This is a genomic window from Aliivibrio salmonicida LFI1238, from assembly GCF_000196495.1.
In the GTDB taxonomy this organism is placed as follows: Bacteria; Pseudomonadota; Gammaproteobacteria; order Enterobacterales; family Vibrionaceae; genus Aliivibrio; species Aliivibrio salmonicida.
The window spans coordinates 236,504-254,389 of record NC_011312.1 but is presented as its reverse complement, the minus strand read 5'-3'; the positions used below and the strand labels follow the sequence as shown (position 1 = coordinate 254,389).

The 17,886-nt window shown below is 42.7% G+C and carries 14 protein-coding genes and 2 pseudogenes; 7 read left to right on the top strand and 9 right to left on the bottom strand.

Going from position 1 to position 17,886, the window contains the following annotated elements; translation table 11 throughout:
• Positions 1-242 precede the first annotated feature (242 nt).
• The 3 genes from spoT to gmk form a co-directional block, all read right to left on the bottom strand.
• Positions 243-2,372 carry a bifunctional GTP diphosphokinase/guanosine-3',5'-bis pyrophosphate 3'-pyrophosphohydrolase gene (spoT, locus tag VSAL_RS01330; protein ID WP_012549087.1) on the bottom strand — a complete coding sequence of 710 codons (2,130 nt, stop codon included), beginning with the start codon at positions 2,370-2,372 and terminating at the stop codon, positions 243-245.
• A 66-nt stretch (positions 2,373-2,438) separates the two neighbouring features.
• Entirely contained in the window at positions 2,439-2,711 is a 273-nt protein-coding gene (gene rpoZ, locus VSAL_RS01325) for a DNA-directed RNA polymerase subunit omega (protein WP_012549086.1), read from the bottom strand.
• 112 nt (positions 2,712-2,823) lie between these two features.
• Complete coding sequence (gene gmk / locus VSAL_RS01320; RefSeq protein ID WP_012549085.1) at positions 2,824-3,447, bottom strand: guanylate kinase; 624 nt, start codon at positions 3,445-3,447, stop codon at positions 2,824-2,826.
• A 155-nt stretch (positions 3,448-3,602) separates the two neighbouring features.
• Here gmk and VSAL_RS01315 point away from each other — a divergent pair, with 155 nt between their 5' ends.
• Positions 3,603-4,031: a phosphate-starvation-inducible protein PsiE gene (locus VSAL_RS01315; protein WP_012549084.1), complete on the top strand. Its 429-nt coding sequence runs from the start codon at positions 3,603-3,605 to the stop codon at positions 4,029-4,031.
• An 82-nt stretch (positions 4,032-4,113) separates the two neighbouring features.
• Here the strand turns inward: VSAL_RS01315 and VSAL_RS01310 are convergent, their stop codons facing one another.
• The gene (locus VSAL_RS01310) at positions 4,114-4,977 is read right to left on the bottom strand and encodes a YicC/YloC family endoribonuclease (protein ID WP_012549083.1); all 864 of its coding nucleotides are present in this window, start codon (positions 4,975-4,977) and stop codon (positions 4,114-4,116) included.
• Positions 4,978-5,148: 171 nt separating this feature from the next.
• Here VSAL_RS01310 and rph point away from each other — a divergent pair, with 171 nt between their 5' ends.
• Positions 5,149-5,865, top strand: coding sequence for a ribonuclease PH (rph, locus tag VSAL_RS01305; protein ID WP_012549082.1), 717 nt, complete (start codon positions 5,149-5,151; stop codon positions 5,863-5,865).
• A 234-nt stretch (positions 5,866-6,099) separates the two neighbouring features.
• A pseudogene (gene pyrE, locus VSAL_RS01300) lies at positions 6,100-6,740 on the top strand (orotate phosphoribosyltransferase).
• A 30-nt stretch (positions 6,741-6,770) separates the two neighbouring features.
• Here pyrE and VSAL_RS01295 read toward each other — a convergent pair.
• The gene (locus tag VSAL_RS01295; RefSeq protein ID WP_012549080.1) at positions 6,771-7,511 is read right to left on the bottom strand and encodes a ParA family protein; all 741 of its coding nucleotides are present in this window, start codon (positions 7,509-7,511) and stop codon (positions 6,771-6,773) included.
• A 209-nt stretch (positions 7,512-7,720) separates the two neighbouring features.
• On the opposite strand from VSAL_RS01295, the gene ompR reads away from it, so the two are divergent.
• Together ompR and envZ are read left to right on the top strand one after the other, a co-directional pair.
• On the top strand, positions 7,721-8,440 hold the full coding sequence (gene ompR / locus VSAL_RS01290) for an osmolarity response regulator transcription factor OmpR (protein ID WP_012549079.1): 720 nt from the start codon (positions 7,721-7,723) through the stop codon (positions 8,438-8,440).
• Between the two features lie 307 nt (positions 8,441-8,747).
• Positions 8,748-10,061 (top strand): two-component system sensor histidine kinase EnvZ, encoded by a 1,314-nt coding sequence (gene envZ / locus VSAL_RS01285; protein WP_269447614.1) that lies wholly within the window; start codon positions 8,748-8,750, stop codon positions 10,059-10,061.
• A 228-nt stretch (positions 10,062-10,289) separates the two neighbouring features.
• Here envZ and VSAL_RS01280 read toward each other — a convergent pair.
• From VSAL_RS01280 to VSAL_RS01270, 3 genes and pseudogenes are all read right to left on the bottom strand, one after another.
• A pseudogene (locus VSAL_RS01280) lies at positions 10,290-11,682 on the bottom strand (uracil-xanthine permease family protein).
• A 466-nt stretch (positions 11,683-12,148) separates the two neighbouring features.
• The gene (locus VSAL_RS23735) at positions 12,149-12,505 is read right to left on the bottom strand and encodes a ComF family protein (protein ID WP_269447613.1); all 357 of its coding nucleotides are present in this window, start codon (positions 12,503-12,505) and stop codon (positions 12,149-12,151) included.
• 107 nt (positions 12,506-12,612) lie between these two features.
• Positions 12,613-13,494: an IS982-like element ISVsa6 family transposase gene (locus VSAL_RS01270; RefSeq protein ID WP_012548944.1), complete on the bottom strand. Its 882-nt coding sequence runs from the start codon at positions 13,492-13,494 to the stop codon at positions 12,613-12,615.
• 409 nt (positions 13,495-13,903) lie between these two features.
• On the opposite strand from VSAL_RS01270, the gene bioH reads away from it, so the two are divergent.
• Positions 13,904-14,689: a pimeloyl-ACP methyl ester esterase BioH gene (bioH, locus tag VSAL_RS01265; RefSeq protein ID WP_012549077.1), complete on the top strand. Its 786-nt coding sequence runs from the start codon at positions 13,904-13,906 to the stop codon at positions 14,687-14,689.
• Between the two features lie 34 nt (positions 14,690-14,723).
• Positions 14,724-15,203, top strand: a complete 480-nt coding sequence (locus tag VSAL_RS01260) for a hypothetical protein (RefSeq protein WP_012549076.1) — start codon at positions 14,724-14,726, stop codon at positions 15,201-15,203.
• Between the two features lie 309 nt (positions 15,204-15,512).
• Here VSAL_RS01260 and VSAL_RS01255 read toward each other — a convergent pair whose 3' ends face one another.
• Positions 15,513-17,849, bottom strand: coding sequence for a Tex family protein (locus VSAL_RS01255; RefSeq protein WP_012549075.1), 2,337 nt, complete (start codon positions 17,847-17,849; stop codon positions 15,513-15,515).
• Positions 17,850-17,886 lie beyond the last annotated feature (37 nt).

The window sequence follows — 17,886 nt, the reverse complement described above, 5'->3', positions numbered from 1 at the left end:
TAGGTGAGAGGAGCTAGATTTTAGGGACGAGTAAGAGCAGTAAAAGCAGAGCCAGAAACTATACGCGGTGCTGACTAGAGACTAATAAGAGCATTATATTACTAGATTGGAAGATTATTCTTAAATCGGTTAATGCTTTTGATTTTATAGTTTCTAGAGCGAAGCGTTCTAGTTAGCTTTAGTGTATCGCTCTTACTAAAAGGACGAAGTCCGTACTCGAACCTCGTCCCTCATATCTACTTCTAGTTCTTATGTCTACGAACTTTCAATGCGTGCGGCATGACTCGAATGCGACGCATTATTTCCGCTAAATGTGTGCGATCTTTCGCCGTTAATTCGATGGTGACTGTATACAATCGGCCATCTTTTTCTTCGGTAGAAATACCACGGATATTCGATCCCGTACTCGCGACAACATTGGTTAAATTGGCCAGCGCACCTTGATGGTTTTGCAGATCAATATCTAGAGCGGTTGCAAATTCTTGATCAAATTCGTCCGCCCATTCAACGCCCATGTATTTATCTAATTCTTTTTGATAACCACGAACATTGGCACAGTCTTCCATATGAACGACAAGACCACGACCAGGACTAACATGAGCAATGATATGATCACCAGGAATAGGGCGACAACAGTTAGCAAAGGTCAACAGTATTCCATCAGCACCGCGAATGGGTAATTTCTTACCTGTCGAGGTTTCAATGTTAGACGGGTTTTGTTGGGTCAATTCGTCGGCATCACCAAGCAATCGGCGAGCAACCACAATACTCATTAATTCGCCTAGACCAATCGCCGCTAATAAATCGTCTTGTGTAGCTAGCTTAAGATCCGATAAAACGTGCGTCATGTTTTCTTCAGAAACATCATCTAAAGATAAATTATGCCCCAATGCATGATTCAATAGGCGACGACCCAAAATAACAGAGTCTTCTTTGCGCATTGTTTTAAGCACTTGACGGATCTTAGTTCGAGCTTTAGAGGTAACCACATAGTTTAACCAAGCCGCGTTTGGACGCGCACCTGGAGCACTAATTATCTCAACCGTTTGGCCACTTTTCAGAGGTTTACTTAATGGATAAGGTTGACGGTTTACACGAGAGCCAACACAGCTATTACCAACATCTGAGTGAACGGCATAAGCGAAATCGACCGCAGTAGCACCTACTGGCAGTTCAAAAATACGGCCTTTAGGAGTGAAGACGTAAATTTCGTTCGGGAATAAATCCGACTTTACGTTTTCAATAAATTCAAATGAGCTACCTGCACTTTGTTGAAGCTCAAGTAGGCTTTGCATCCAACGCTGAGCACGAATTTGAGCTGTCGTACTGCTTGAGTTATCACCCTCTTTGTACGACCAATGTGCAGCAACCCCTTTATTTGCCATTTGCTCCATATCTTCGGTACGAATTTGTACTTCAACAGGGACACCATGCGGGCCAACCATTGACGTATGAAGAGATTGGTAGCCGTTGGCTTTAGGGACTGCAATGTAATCTTTAATGCGACCAGGGCGAGGTTTATAAATACTATGAACCTGACCTAATGCGCGATAACAGGTATCAACATCATCAGTGATGACTCGGAAGGCGTAAATATCCATAATCGTGTGGAAGCGCTGTTCTTTATTTTTCATCTTATGATAGATGGCGAACAAGTTCTTCTCACGACCAACCACACGACCTTTAATGCCAGCTTCAGCAATACGGCCTTCAATTTCTGCGTGGATTTTTTGGATCATCTCTTTACGGTTGCCACGAGCTGACTTTACCACTTCTTTTAATACGCGATAGCGATTAGGGTAAAGCGCTTCAAAACCAAGTTCTTCTAATTCAGTTTTGATATTGTGGATACCAAGGCGATGTGCCAAAGGAGAGAATATTTCGAGGGTTTCACGAGCAATACGACGACGTTTGTCAGGGCGCAAAGCACCGAGTGTACGCATGTTATGAGTACGGTCAGCAAGTTTGATCAAAATAACGCGGATGTCTTGCACCATCGCCATGACCATTTTTCGGAAGTTTTCAGCCTGCGCTTCTTTTTTATCGCGGAACTTAAGTTTGTCCAGCTTAGAAACGCCATCCACTAATTCAGCAACGGTATCGCCAAACTGCTCTGCAAGTTCTTCCTTGCTTACTTGGGTGTCTTCAATGACATCATGAAGTAATGCAGCCATTAGCGTTTTGTGGTCGAGTCGCATTTCTGCAAGGATACGAGCCACAGCTACTGGGTGAATGATATAAGGTTCGCCCGTTGAGCGAGTTTGCCCTTCATGGGCCTCTTTTGCTACCAGATAAGATCGACGAAGAGCCTCAATGTGAGGCTCTGGCAAATAATCTTTGGCAACATCTTTCAGGCTATCGAATAAATCCAAATTTCGCCCCGTCAGGTTTGCTTATTATTAACGCGTATTTATCTACTTAAAGATAAATAATAGCGATTAACGATTGTGTGTGATTGAGCTTACTGCTGCTAGTTCAGCGGCATCTTGCTCTTGTTGCTCTTGACGTTCACGAGCATCAAGTAGATCTTTTGTGATCAGGCCTTCTTCGATTTCACGAAGAGCGATAACAGTTGGTTTATCGTTCTCTTCAGGCACTAGCGCATCTTTACCGCCAGTTTGTAGTTGGCGTGCGCGACGAGATGATACTAAAACAAGGTCGAAACGGTTGCCGATTTTCTCAACTGTGTCTTGAACGGTTACACGTGCCATGAGGACTCCAAAAATGTTAAAAATATTATATGACGAGAAATTATACAAGTATCAGTGCTAACTTTCTAGATACGAATACTCTTGATAGATAAAATAGTCAAGTAAAGGTCGATTAATCGGCTAAAAGAGCTGACAACATGCCTTTATATTTTGATGTTTGTTTATCTTGTTTTAAGCGCTCTGCACGGATAATAGCTTTAAAATCCATTTGTGCAGTATCAAAATCGTCATTAATAATCACATAATCATATTCATTATAGTGAGAAATTTCTGATTTTGCTTCGCTCATTCGTTTCGCAATGACCGCTTCACTGTCTTGCCCGCGAACATTTAGTCGACGCTCAAGTTCACCATTTGAAGGTGGTAAGATGAAAAGGCTTTTTGCTAAAGGCATTTGTATGCGAATTTGACGAGCACCTTGCCAATCAATATCCAAAAATACATCAATGCCTTTATCTAACGTTTCTTCGATCCAAACGCGAGAAGTTCCGTAATAATTACCAAATACTTCGGCATATTCCAAAAACTCTTCTTTTTCGATCAGATCTTCAAAATGCTCTTTCTGCATAAAATGGTAATGAACACCATCTTGTTCGCCAGGACGCATGCCACGAGTGGTATGAGAGACAGAGACTTTCATTGCATAAGTAGGGTTGCTCTCTATTAATGCAGAGATCAAGCTTGATTTACCAGCGCCACTTGGGGCTGAAACAATATAAAGTGTACCTTTGCTCATTAGCGTTTCCAGCGTAGAAAATTGGGTGGCGAAGAATAGCACGATATTGAATGAAAATGAATCAATGAAATACGTAAATTAACGAATAATTTGAAAGAATTAATGCTACGCTTTAGGATTAGGATCCAATTAGAATAAAAAAAGAGTAATTTTAAATGCCGTCACATCTACCTAAATCATTCAGTAAACCGTTTTTAAAAATATTTCATATTTTAGAAGCGGTGTTATTAGTTGCCATCACGCTTGCGACTGTCTTTGCGATGGTGAACGAGTTTGTACACGTATTTTCTGAGCGACAGATCCAGTTAACAGACATTCTGTTGATGTTCATTTATCTCGAAGTGTTGGCCATGGTGCAACAATTTGTGATGAACGGTAAAATCCCTGTTCGCTATCCTATCTATATTGCGATGATGGCCATTGCTCGTTACATCACTCTAGGCATGAAAGAACTCGATGCGGTCTTGGTTGTGTGGCTCGCGTTAGCTGCTTTTATTTTAGCAGCAGCAACCTTATTGATCCGAGCTGGGCATTATTATTGGCCGTATGAAACACATGAGAGCAGTAAGAAATATGATGAGTAATAACTAACGTATAGCAGAAAAATAAAAAGCCTCGCAGATAGTTATCAACGAGGCCTTTTTAATGGTTAACAATCAAAACTGATTATTCAATGTTCTGAATTTGCTCACGCATTTGTTCGATAAGCACTTTAAGCTCAACGCCAGAGGCTGTTACATCGGTGCTGATAGATTTAGACGCTAGCGTATTCGCTTCACGGTTAAATTCTTGCATCATGAAATCAAGCTTACGGCCACAAGCGCCGCCTTTCTTCATTACATTGGTTGTTTCTTTAACGTGTGAATCTAAACGATCAAGCTCTTCAGCCACGTCAGATTTTTGAGCAAGAAGAATAAGTTCTTGTTCAACACGGCCAGAATCTAATTCAATTTTCGCATCTTCAAATTTAGTCAGAAGACGGTTACGTTGCCATTCTAAAATCTCAGGCATACGTGCACGAACTTTCGCAGCTTCGGTAGTGATCGCATCTAAACGCTGAACGATCAGCGCCTTCATGTTTTCGCCTTCGCTTGCACGCGCTTCAACGAAATCATTAACCGCCAATTCAAACTCCGCCAATAATTCTTTATTGATTGAATCGAAATCTTGCTCAGGCGCTTCCATCACACCTTGCCATTGCAGAACTTGGAAAGGGTTAATACCGCCTTCGCCAGATTCAGTTTTTACCCACTGCGCCGCTTTAATTACTTGGCGAGCTAGGTCTTCATTGATTTTTAATTCGCTGCTTGCTGCGTTGTTTGATTCAAAACGTAGGTGGCATTCTACTTTACCGCGAGCAAGGCGCTTACGAAAACGCTCACGCAATACAGGTTCTAAACCACGAAATTGTTCCGGCATGCGGAAATACGTTTCTAAATAGCGTTGGTTTACTGAGCGGATTTCCCACACAGCCGTTCCCCAATCGCCTTTTACTTCGCGGCGTGCGTAAGCTGTCATACTGTAGATCATGTAAGCGTCCTCAAATCATCAATAGGAAGGATGATGAATAAAAATATTGGGCATACTATAGCAGATAAGCGCTTTAGGAAGTAAGTAGAGTCGATGAAAGAAACGCCGCTATGCATTATTAGGGGAGTTCGGTATAATCGCCGACAATTTGTCATAATCAAGGTATCTGCCATGCGTCCTAGCGGAAGAACAGCTCAGCAAGTCCGTCCAATTACGATTACTCGTCACTTTACTGCGCACGCAGAAGGGTCTGTATTAGTTGAATTTGGTAATACAAAAGTAATTTGTACTGCAAGTGTTGAAGAAAATGTTCCTCGCTGGTTAAAAGGTAAAGGTAAAGGCTGGGTAACGGCTGAATACGGCATGCTACCTCGCGCAACGCACACACGTAATAATCGTGAAGCGGCAAGTGGCAAACAAGGTGGTCGCACGATGGAAATCCAACGTCTGATCGCGCGTAGCCTACGAGCTGCGGTTGACCTAGAAGCATTAGGTGAGCAAATGATCACGGTTGATTGTGATGTGATCCAAGCGGATGGCGGTACACGTACAGCATCTATCACTGGTGCAAGTGTGGCATTAGCAGACGCTATCAATCACATGATCGCATCAGGTAAGCTGAAAAAGAACCCAATGAAAGGGCACGTTGCTGCTGTTTCTGTTGGTATCTATAAAGGCGAAGCAATTTGTGACCTTGAGTATTTAGAAGACTCCGCAGCCGATACCGATATGAACGTCGTAATGATGGAAGACGGTAAGATGATTGAAGTGCAGGGCACGGCAGAAGTAGCGCCGTTCTCTCACCAAGAGTTGTTAGACATGCTGGCTCTGGCGCAACAGGGCATCAATGATATCATTGAGAAGCAGAAAGCGGCGTTGGCCGAATAATTGATTTTGATAGCTCCTGATTCAGGGGCTATTTTTTTATGTATCAAAAAGAAAGAGCTAGAAACTATACGTTACGCTAGCTAGAAACTATAAAAGCAAAAGCACTGATTATGTGAGTGTTAATACTTAAAATATCGATGTTCGCTCTTATAGTCTCTAGGCGAAGCAATATAGTTAGCGTAGCGTATAGTTTTTTATTTTAAATATCACAATACCAAAAAAGAGAGAATGAAGATGAAAGCATACCAGCGTGAGTTTATTGAATTTGCCCTTGAGAAAGAAGTATTAAAGTTTGGTGAGTTTACTTTAAAGTCTGGCCGTATAAGCCCATATTTTTTCAACGCTGGTCTGTTCAATACCGGTCGTGATTTAGCGCGCTTAGGCCGTTTTTATGCCGCGGCATTAGTTGAATCAGGTATTGATTATGATGTGCTATTTGGCCCTGCGTACAAAGGCATTCCAATCGCAACGACAACCGCAGTAGCCTTAGCGGATCACCACGATACGGATAAGCCATATTGCTTTAACCGTAAAGAAGCAAAGAATCATGGTGAAGGTGGCAACCTAGTTGGTAGCGCACTTGAAGGTCGCATCATGTTGGTTGATGACGTGATCACAGCAGGAACCGCAATCCGTGAATCAATGGAAATTATCCAAGCAAACGGCGCTGATCTTGCTGGTGTCTTGTGGCAATCGATCGCCAAGAAAAAGGCAAAGGCGAATTATCTGCGATTCAAGAAGTAGAGCGTGATTTTGGTTGCTCAATTATCTCAATCGTAAGCTTAACTGACCTGATCTCTTTCTTAGAAGAGAAAGGCGGCAATGCTGAGCAACTTGAGTCAGTAAAAGCCTACCGTGCAGAATTTGGTATTTAATTCCAAATAGCTTAATGCATAAACAAGTGGTTAATAGCGTCTTTTAAGTAAAGAACGATAAGTGGTTGGCTTCGGCTCAGCCACTTTTGTTGTTTCTGGGGCGAGTGTTTGTGGTGGCGTCATATCGACATCAAGCCACAGCTTCATCCTCTGCCAAAGTTCTTTATCTAATTCTGGATGGCTAATCAAAAAACTGTTCTTTTCAGAAAACATATTCTGATATGCCTGACTCTCAGACATACTACCTAATAGCGGGTATTTCATGTGTTGCAGCACTTTATGAATAAACTCAGTGCCTTGCTTGTTTTCTTTGCAGCGAGTAATAACAAACGCTAATTCAACTCTGTTATTTTTAAAGGCGGGAGACTTAATTAAATCCTTAATAAACCCCAACATAGAGTGAACATCAATCGGTGAGGGTTGAACGGGAAAAACAATTTTATCCACCATCGAGATATATTTCTCCATTTCAAATTGACTGAAATTAGAGGGAGAATCAATCACCGTAATTTTGGTGTCGGCTTCTAATCGTAATGCGAGAGAGAAAGGCACGTTAGAAGAGGGTAAAAATTTAGTCGTTCTTACACCCTCGCTTTTATTTCCCCAAAAATAACTGGTTCCTTGTGGATCAAGATCGATGATTTCAGTCTTTACGTTTTGATGAGCGTAGAAAGACGCCATTGCAATTGCAAAGGTTGATTTGCCTGCACCACCTTTACGGTTGATGACAAGAACCTTCTTACACTGTGCACGTTTATATCCGACTAACATAGAAATGAATCCGCAATACTTATTGAAAAGCTATTAACTAAGCAATCAATATGCCATGTAAATAACCAGTAGTACTGCATTCTATACTTAAAATTTGCAGCTGTTACATAAAAAGTAACAATTTCATCTATCATTTTTCATGAAATAGTTACTTTTTATGCTCACACTTATGAGTACACTGAAATAAGTTATATATTGAGGTTAAGCCCATGCAAGAAAACCATAAGATTTTAGTTGTTGATGATGATGCGCGTCTTCGTTCTTTATTAGAGCGTTATTTGTCAGAGCAAGGCTTTCAAGTTCGTAGTGTCGCAAACAGTGAGCAAATGGATCGCTTGTTAGCTCGTGAAACGTTTCACTTAATGGTATTGGACTTAATGCTTCCTGGTGAAGATGGGTTATCTATCTGTCGTCGTCTGCGCAGTAACAATAATATGCTACCTATTTTAATGCTAACGGCAAAAGGTGATGAGATTGATCGCATTGTTGGCTTAGAAGTGGGCGCGGACGATTATCTACCAAAGCCATTTAACCCACGTGAATTACTGGCGCGTATTCGAGCGGTTCTACGTCGTCAAGTGATTGAAGCGCCGGGTGCGCCAAGTGCGGAAGATAAAATGGTTGAGTTTGGTGAGTTTCGCCTAAACTTAGGTACGCGTGAAATGTTCCGTAATGAAGAGCCAATGCCACTAACATCGGGCGAATTTGCGGTACTTAAATCATTGGTGACGAATATGCGTGAACCAATGTCGCGTGACAAGTTGATGAATATGGCGCGCGGTCGTGAGTATTCAGCAATGGAGCGCTCGATTGATGTTCAAATTTCTCGCCTTCGTCGTATGATTGAAGTTGATTCAAGCCGCCCTCGTTATATTCAAACGGTATGGGGATTAGGTTATGTGTTTGTACCGGATGGTGCAGAGGGATAGAGAAGGGACGAGAGTCGAGGACGCTGCGCTCGAGGGACGAGGAAGAGCGTAGGTGAGGATTCAGGTAAAGAACTAGAAACTATACGCTTCGCTAACTAGAGACTATAAAAGCAAAAAGCGAGGTCTCAGGTTTCAGGTTTCAGGAAGAGCGAAAGCAAACCGAACTCAGCTCTTGCTCTTCCTGAACCCTGCAAGCGAAGCGCCCTGAAACCTAAATTCACACCAGCCATACTCGCTCTTATAGTTTCTAGCTAGCTAGCGCAGCGTATAGTCTCTAACCCTCTTCAAATTCATCACCAAACAGAGAATACCCATGAAAAGTACCTTCGCCAGAACACTGTTACTCCTCGCATCACTCCTAATCGCCAGTCAAATATTCTCTTATCTTGCCGTCTTTAACTATGCACTTTTGCCTAGCTTGCAACAGTTCAACCGCATTTTGGCTTATGAAGTACGCTTAATGCTGGCAGAAGACGTGACACTTAAAAATGGAACAAATATCCAACTAGGCCAACCTTTACGTCGTCAGTTATTAGAGCAATTAGGCGTAAGTATCCATGATGAACATGATCCTGAGATGAGAGAGTTTTATCAAGCAAGTCCGGTTGAATTTTTAAGTGAAGAGATGAGTCGAGAGTTAGAGTCACCAACCGAAGTGCGCTTGATTTTAGGAGCCGACAGTTATGTTCTGTGGATGAAAACAGAAGCGATGCCAGAGTTTTATATGCGGATCCCGCTTTCTGAGCTACAAGAAGAAGACTTTGCCCCCTTATTTAGAAACAGTTTATTTATCGCTTTATTAGTGATCCTTGGTGGGTGGGCATTTATACGTATTCAGAATCGGCCATTGATGGCACTGCAAACCGCCGCGAGAAAAGTGGGCAAGGGTGAAATCCCAGAACCACTTCCAGAGAAAGGCGCGTCAGAAATTCAAGCAGTAACTCGTGCCTTTAATCAGATGGCGAAAGGAATTCAGCAACTAGAGCAAGATAGAGCATTACTAATGGCAGGGGTGAGTCATGATATTCGTACCCCATTAACTCGCATTCGTTTAGCAACAGAAATGATGTCACCGCAAGACGATTATCTCGCAGAAAGTATGATTAAAGACACGGAAGAGTGTAATGAGATCATCGGTCAGTTTATGGATTATCTCAAACCAGTAGCAAAACAAGATTTCATTGATGTAGACATCAACACCATCGTTAACGAAGTGATTTTAGCTGAAGGCGGTTATGAGCGAGAGATCAAGACTAACTTGGCTAATATCCCTCAATCTGTGCATGGTAATGCGATTGCGATTAAACGGGTGATCACTAATTTAGTCGTTAATGCGATCCGTTATGGTGGTGATTGGATTGCAGTATCGACTCGCGTTTCTGCCGATCATAAAACCGCATGGATTATTATTGAAGATAATGGCCCAGGGATTGATGAGGCTCAATTAGAATCGGTGTTTGAACCTTTTACCCGTGGAGATACGGCGCGAGGAAGTGAAGGCACAGGTTTGGGTCTTGCGATAGTTAAACGTATTGTGGGTCAGCATCAAGGTGAAGTGAGTTTAGCGAATCGCCGAGAAGGTGGCTTGAAAGTTCAGGTTAAGTTACCGTTAGGGAGATAAATCGAGGTTTCAGGAAAAGAACTAGAAACTATACGCTAGCGCTAACTAGACCGCTTCGCTTCTATAAGAGCAAAAGCGAGGATTCAGGTCTCAGGTTTCAGGAAACTCAAAAGCAAGTACACCTGAAACCTGCAAGCGCAGCGCCCTGAAACCTAAAATATCACCACAACAGTAATACATGCTTTTATAGTCTCTAGTTAGCGCAGCGTATAGCCTCTAGCTCTCCCTTTAGATCTTCGCTTCTTCCTTCTCCTCCTCAAACACTTCACAGCTTGGAAGAATAATATTCAGAAGAATCGCCGTCACACCACCCGCCGTTACACCTGATGAGAAAATGTTTTTAATCATCTCAGGCATGAACTGGAGAATTTCAGGTTTTTGAGCCAAACCAAGTCCCATAGAGAAAGACATTGCCATGATTAGGATGGCACGGCGGTCTAGATCAACACGAGAGATAATACGTACACCTGCCGCCGCAATCGTACCGAACATCACAATCGTAGCACCGCCAAGTACAGGTTCAGGGATAACTTGAACAAAGCTTGCAACACCCGGGAATAGACCAAGGATAACTAACATACCAGCGATGAAGTAACCCACATAACGACTAGCAACGCCGGTTAGCAAAATTACGCCGTTGTTTTGGCTGAAGGTCGAGTTAGGGAAACTGTTAAATGCAGCAGCGATAGCAGAGTTAAGACCATCGGCTAATACGCCACCTTTAATACGCTTCATGTAAATCGGACCTTTTACTGGCTGGCCTGATACTTCAGAGGTTGCCGTAATATCGCCAATCGCTTCTAGTGCCGTGATTAAGAAAATCAGAACCAGAGGGATAAACAGAGACCAATCAAAGCTTAAGCCATATTGCATTGGAATTGGTAGGGCGATTAATTCAGCGTTGTGAGCCATATTGGTATTAAGCATGCCCATTGCCCATGCCGCTATTGTGCCGACAGTCATCGCAATCACGATAGAAGCCATACGAAGGTAAGGGTTAGCCGATCGGTTAAGAGCGACAATAATAAGCAATACCGTACCAGCAAGAGCCAGTTTATCTAGGCTACCAAATGTGCCATCACCTATCGCTGCGTAACCACCGCCCATCGACACTAGGCCCACTTGGATAAGCGTTAAACCAATTAATGTGACAACGATACCTGACACTAATGGGGTAATGATTTTTTGAGCGTATTCAAGTACACGAGAAAGGAAAATTTCAGCAGTCGACGCCACTAAGATAGTACCGAAAATGGCCGCCATCATGGTTGGAACATCAGCACCCCCCCGCTTTAAGTGCGAGACCCGCGCCAATGATAGGACCTAAGAAGTTAAAACTTGTCCCTTGAACAGATAGAAGACCCGAGCCAATTGGACCAAACGTTTTGATTTGAATAAAAGAAGAAATACCAGAAGCGAACAGAGACATACTAATAATAGTATTCGTTTCAGCAGCAGGAACACCAAGCGTCTGACAAATGATCAGTGATGGGGTAATAATCGCGACAAACATCGCCAACAAATGCTGAAGTGCAGCAAATAAAGTTTGCGGTAGCGGTGGACGCTCATCTAACTGATAAATAAGTTCAGATGGTCTTGTAGTGTTATTTTTAACGGTCATGGCCGATATTCCTAATTGTATAACGTTGTCTTCATGGTTCGCTGAATGGGAGCATGAAGTGAGAAGGCGTCAATCTGTGATTGCTGTTAATCAGAACCTGTCTCTGTTGGGGTTGATTGATTAAAGTGAGTGATTAATCAATTGGAACAGGATTCTATAGATAAAAAATCAAAAAAAGCAATCGTTTGCTTGTGGTTTTTTAAGAGCAGGTTGAGATCAGAGTTCAGAGGAGATCGTTGTGATTGCCGTGGGATGAGGAAACTAGAGGCTATACGCTGCGCTAACTAGACCGCTTCGCTTCTATAAGAGCAAAGCGAGGGTTCAGGTCTCAGGTTTCAGGAAGATCAAAAGCGAGCACCCCTGAAACCTGCAAGCAAAGCGATCTGAATTCTAGTTTTTTAGCTTTTGCTCTTATAGAAGCGAAGCGTTTTAGTCTCTAGTTAGCGCAGCGTATAGTCCCTAGCCCTTAACTCCGCCCCGTCCGGCAAACCGCATACACATCAATCCGCTCAACTCCCGCCTTTCTCAACTCCGCACACAACAGATTAATTGTCGCCCCCGTCGTCACCACATCATCCACAATCGCCACATGCTTCTCATTAATCTGCTTCATCACCTTAAACGCACCGAGTAAGTTGGTTTGACGAAAAGATCGAGATAACCCTTGCTGAGGGCGAGTGGCTTTAATTCTTTTTACTATTTTGGTATCGCAGAGAGTCACGGTTTTTTCAAGATTGAATTCTCTTGCTAACGTCCATCCTAATAAATCGCTTTGATTATAGGATCGCCACCAAAAGCGTTTCCAATGTAAAGGTACGGGGATGATCAGCGGAGCAGGGTCTGTAATGTATTCACTTAATAGAACGCCTAAGTCCTGAGCTAACCAAAAGTGTTGAGCATATTTAACCTGAATTCTGGATAAAACATGCTTTAAGCGAGGATTAGTTCAAATTCACATTCTGATAGCTTAATTCGTGGCTTTTGTTTTTTTAAACAATAAGCCACAACGCCTGAAATTACATTTAGCATGAAACCAGTCACGCTACGATGACGGCTATGTTCAATTTGAGAGATATTCTTCAATTGGTCATTTATCGTTTCGATAATGTATCTCTTTGATAACATAGCCTTATCAAAAGCACTTATCTCTTTTGCTTTCATGTTTTTTCGCGAGGTAGTCACTAAATCGACATCAGAGTTCTTTAAGCTCTCACTCAACTTTTTACCTATGTACCCTTTATCAGCGTACAATTTCCCCGAGAGTTCTTTGCATAAATCAGGTACAGGAGTCCTATCATTTACATTGCCAGCTGTGATTTTCAGCGAAATAATTTCTCCAAGATGGTTAATCAATAAATGAAGTTTGAAGCCGAAAAACCATCCCATGGTACCTTTTCCTCTTTTCGCAACACCATCAAAGACTTTATGGCGAGGAATTCGAATGTTATGGCATACTTTAAGACTCGTGGAGTCAACAAAAGCAATGCCAGTCGGCTTACCTTTGATAGATTGAAAATAGGCACACATTGGGGCGATTAGGCTAGGCATTTTGCTCACAAATCGAGTGTAGCTAAGTAAATTTGGAAAGTATCCTTTCCAATATTGATGAACTAACCCGATATAGAAGTTCTTGAAATCTCTATGATTTGATTGATGAAAAGCGATGACAATAGTCATACATTCACTAGTAGACATTACTGACTGACGTTTTCTTTTTCTCTCACTAGCCTCAACAAGGTATTTTTCCCATTGAGATAAGAATTGATAACAAAAATCATCGACATCACAAAATATATCAACTAATTTATTCATCTTGCCCACCTTTTAAAATACGTTCAAATAATTCTTGGTCGAAAGATCTGATCGTTAGGTGGGCAATTAGTTCAGCCTTATCCAGAATTCAGGTTATTTAAGCTTACTGACGTACTCCTTTAACGGCTCAGAGTAATCACTGATACAAAATAGGCGATCCCATTGTGGTGGATGCAATAAACATTCTCCACAGACATCGGTGTCATGTTCGGTGTGCAAGCCACATTGTTTGCAGCGAGGAACGTTAGGAATTAAATGGAGGCAGCGTTGACACCAAATAGTAGAGGAAGGCGGCATCGCCAAACAGCAATAATCACAATGGCTAACCCCTAACTTTTGCATTGACCTTCGCAGTAACCTGAGGAACACTGAACCCTCCATTATTTTTTAACACGAATAGGCAGTGTAGATGACAACGTCGCTTTATTGGCAAACGGAAGGTGAAGGTTCCGATCTGGTTCTCATTCATGGATGGGGAATGAACGGGGCGGTGTGGCAGCCTATTGTTGAGAAGCTAAGTTCACAGTACCGAGTTCATACCGTAGACTTATCAGGTTACGGATACAGTGCCGAGCTTGGCAGTGCTGATTTTGATGAGATGGTGGCGCAAGTACTCGCTCAGGCACCAGAAAAATCGGCGTGGCTTGGATGGTCTCTTGGTGGGTTAATTGCAACGCAAGCCGCATTAACGGCTCCAGATCGTGTGAGTCAATTAATTACCGTAGCAAGTTCGCCTCGCTTTGCTGCTGAGAAAGGGTGGCGAGGAATAAAGTCTGCCGTGTTGTCCCAATTTACTGAGCAGTTAAAAGAGGACTTCACCTTAACCGTTGAGCGCTTTATGACGTTGCAAGCAATGGGTAGCCCAAACGCCAAGCAAGACATTAAACAAGTAAAACGCGCCGTGCTTTCAAGACCAGCACCAAATCCGAGTGCTTTAGCTACAGGTTTAACGATTTTGGCCGATATAGACTTACGAGAGAGTCTATCTCAATTAACAATGCCAGTATGCCGAATGTATGGTCGTTTGGATGGATTAGTGCCGATAAAAGTCGCGCATGATATGGATGCGTTTATCCCTCATTCAACCAAAGTAGTCTTTGAACAAGCCTCGCATGCTCCTTTTATTTCGCACAGTGATGAATTTATCACTGAGTTACATCGTTTTTTGCAGCCGGAAGATGAGTTTTTAATTTAACTTTCTGCTCAGTGTTACGATAAGGAAACGCTTTATGAACTTTTCAATTAACAGTGTTAACGTGCCGTTGATTGCACCCTCTGTTAATTTGCCAACAGAACAAGTAGCACGTGAAAATCGCATTAAGAAGCCTGTTGTGCCAACGACAAAGATGAGTGAAACGACGTCTGAAAAAGCGATCAAAGGTGATGATAAACAACATAAGCGTGATGCATGGGAACCGTCCGATCACCCCGGTTATGATGTGATGGAAGAGAAATCAAAATCAAAACCCCACATAGGGACGTTATATGACATTGATGATGATTTAGCAAAACTTGCTAGATTGTTATCACTCGATACCTATGCGCAAGGTGAGGGCACGGGTTACACCATGCGCTTTAATTTACCTAAAGAGTTATTAGAAAAACTGGCAGAGATGGGCAGGATGGTACGCCGTCGAAGTGTGATCAGTTTTCATTATGATAAAGCGGTAGTTCCAAATAATCCGTCGGATATATTGGCGGTGCTTTGAGGGACTAGAAAGAGCAGGGTTCAGATCGGTCGCAAGCTCCCTTGCAGATTTCAGAGGAGATCGCTGTGATTGCAGCATGCGAGATTTGAAACTAGAGACTATACGCTAGCGCTGACTAGGCCGCTTTGCTTCTAATAAGAGCAAAAAGCGAGGATTCAGGTCTCAGGTTTCAGGAAGTTCAAAAGCGAGTACACCTGAAACCTGCAAGCGTAGCGCCCTGAAACCTAAGTTATCACCACGCTAGCTATACACGCTCTTATAGTTTCTAGTCAGCGAAGCGTATAGTTTCTAGCTTCGCGTTCCAAATTTTTACTTCTTAGCCTTCGCAAACGCCGCAGCAAACGCACCACCCATCGCCGCATTACCAACATCATTATTCGAACGTTGCTGTCTTGCAGAAGAGGAAGGTCTTGGCGCTTGAGTACGCTCATTACGCTGCTGTGGTTGATTTGATTGGCGCTGAGGACGAGTATCTTCCCCTGGCTGATCATTCAAGCGCATAGTCAGGGCGATACGCTTACGTTGCGCGTCCACTTCCATGACTTTCACTTTCACGATATCACCGGCTTTAACCACTTCACGTGGGTCAGAGACAAACGTATCGCTTAGTGCCGAGATATGAACCAAACCATCTTGGTGAACACCGATATCCACAAACGCACCAAAGTTCGCCACGTTAGATACCACGCCTTCCAATATCATGCCTAATTCAAGATCGGATACCGTGTTTACGCCATCAGCAAAGGTCGCCGTTTTAAACTCAGGACGAGGATCTCGACCCGGTTTATCAAGCTCAGAAATGATGTCAGTGACGGTAGGTAGACCAAAATCAGCACTGATGTAATCATTCGCAGAGACAGAACGTAAAAATTCAGTATTACCAATAATCGCATCAATGGCTTTGCCGTTTTTCTCCGCAATGGTTTTCACTACAGGATACGCTTCAGGGTGAACCGCTGAGGCATCTAATGGGTTTTTACCATTCATCACACGTAAGAAACCAGCACACTGTTCAAACGCTTTTGGCCCTAAACGTGCGACTTTTTTCAATGTAATACGGTTTTCAAAGCGACCATTTTCATCACGGTAATCAACAATATTTTGTGCGATCGTCGTCGATAAACCAGCAACACGGGTCAATAATGCAGACGATGCGGTATTTACATCAACACCGACGGCATTTACACAGTCTTCAATAACTGCATCTAGCTTCTTCGCTAATTGGCTTTGGCTAACGTCATGTTGATATTGACCAACACCAATCGCTTTCGGGTCAATTTTAACCAGCTCTGCCAGTGGATCTTGCAAGCGACGAGCGATAGATACTGCACCACGAATAGACACATCTAAATCGGGGAATTCTTTTGCTGCGAGTTCAGAGGCCGAGTACACAGATGCACCGGCTTCACTCACGATAATTTTGGTTGCAGACAAGCCTGATTTTTTCAGTAAATCACCCACAAAGGCATCGGTCTCGCGTGAAGCCGTACCATTACCAATCGCAATCAAATCGACATTGTGACGTTTGATTAAGGTTTCGATAATCTGTGCAGATTGCGCTGTTTTATTGTGAGGTTGGTTTTGATAAATGGTATCTGTTGCTAACACTTTACCCGTTGCATCAACCACTGCGACTTTAGTGCCGGTACGTAAACCAGGATCTAAACCTAGTGTCGTTTTCAGACCCGCAGGTGCCGCCATTAATAAGTCTTTAAGGTTAGTGGCAAATACATCAATCGCTTCATCTTCAGAGCGCTCTTTTAATGCGCCCATTAACTCGGTTTCCATGTGCATTAAAATCTTGATGCGCCATGTCCAGCTAATCACTTGTTTACGCCATAAATCCGCAGGTTGAGATCCTAAAGTAACGCCATAATGATTGGCGATGATGATTTCACAGTAAGAGCCACGAACGCCTTCTTCTTGATTTGGATCGGCATTAATAGAAAGCTGTAAAAAACCTTCATTACGACCACGAAGCATCGCAAGCGCACGGTGAGAAGGAACACGCGTTAACTTTTCATTATGTTCAAAGTAATCTTTAAACTTCTCGCCTGTGTGCTCTTGGCCATCAACCATTTTAGAGGACAGTTCAGCGTTACTGGTTAAGTAGTTACGTACTTTCTCTAGTAAGTTGGCATCTTCAGCCATACGTTCCATCAAGATTGCACGAGCGCCGTCTAATACCGCTTTGGTATCAGCAAAGCCATTATCGGCATTAATATACGATTGAGCCGCCTCTTCAGGGGTATTTTCAGGACGTGTCCACAACAAATCAGCCAGCGGTTCAATTCCTGCTTCAATTGCAATTTGACCTTTAGTTCGACGCTTACGTTTGAAGGGTAAGTACAAATCTTCAAGACGAGTTTTGCTGTCGGCATCTAAAATTTCACGCTCTAGTTCAGGCGTCAGTTTTTCTTGTTCTTTGATTGATTTTAGAATTGATTTACGACGATCATCCAACTCTCGTAAGTAAGTTAAACGCGTGTCTAGCGTACGAAGTTGAGTATCGTCCAAACCTTCAGTTACTTCTTTACGGTAACGAGCAATAAATGGAATCGTGCTGCCTTCGTCAATCAATTGAACAGCAGCGGCAACTTGTTGAGGGCGAACGTTAAGTTCTTTGGCAATTATATTTATTATCATTTTGATTCTTTTTTAATTAATTAAAAGCGTGTGATGA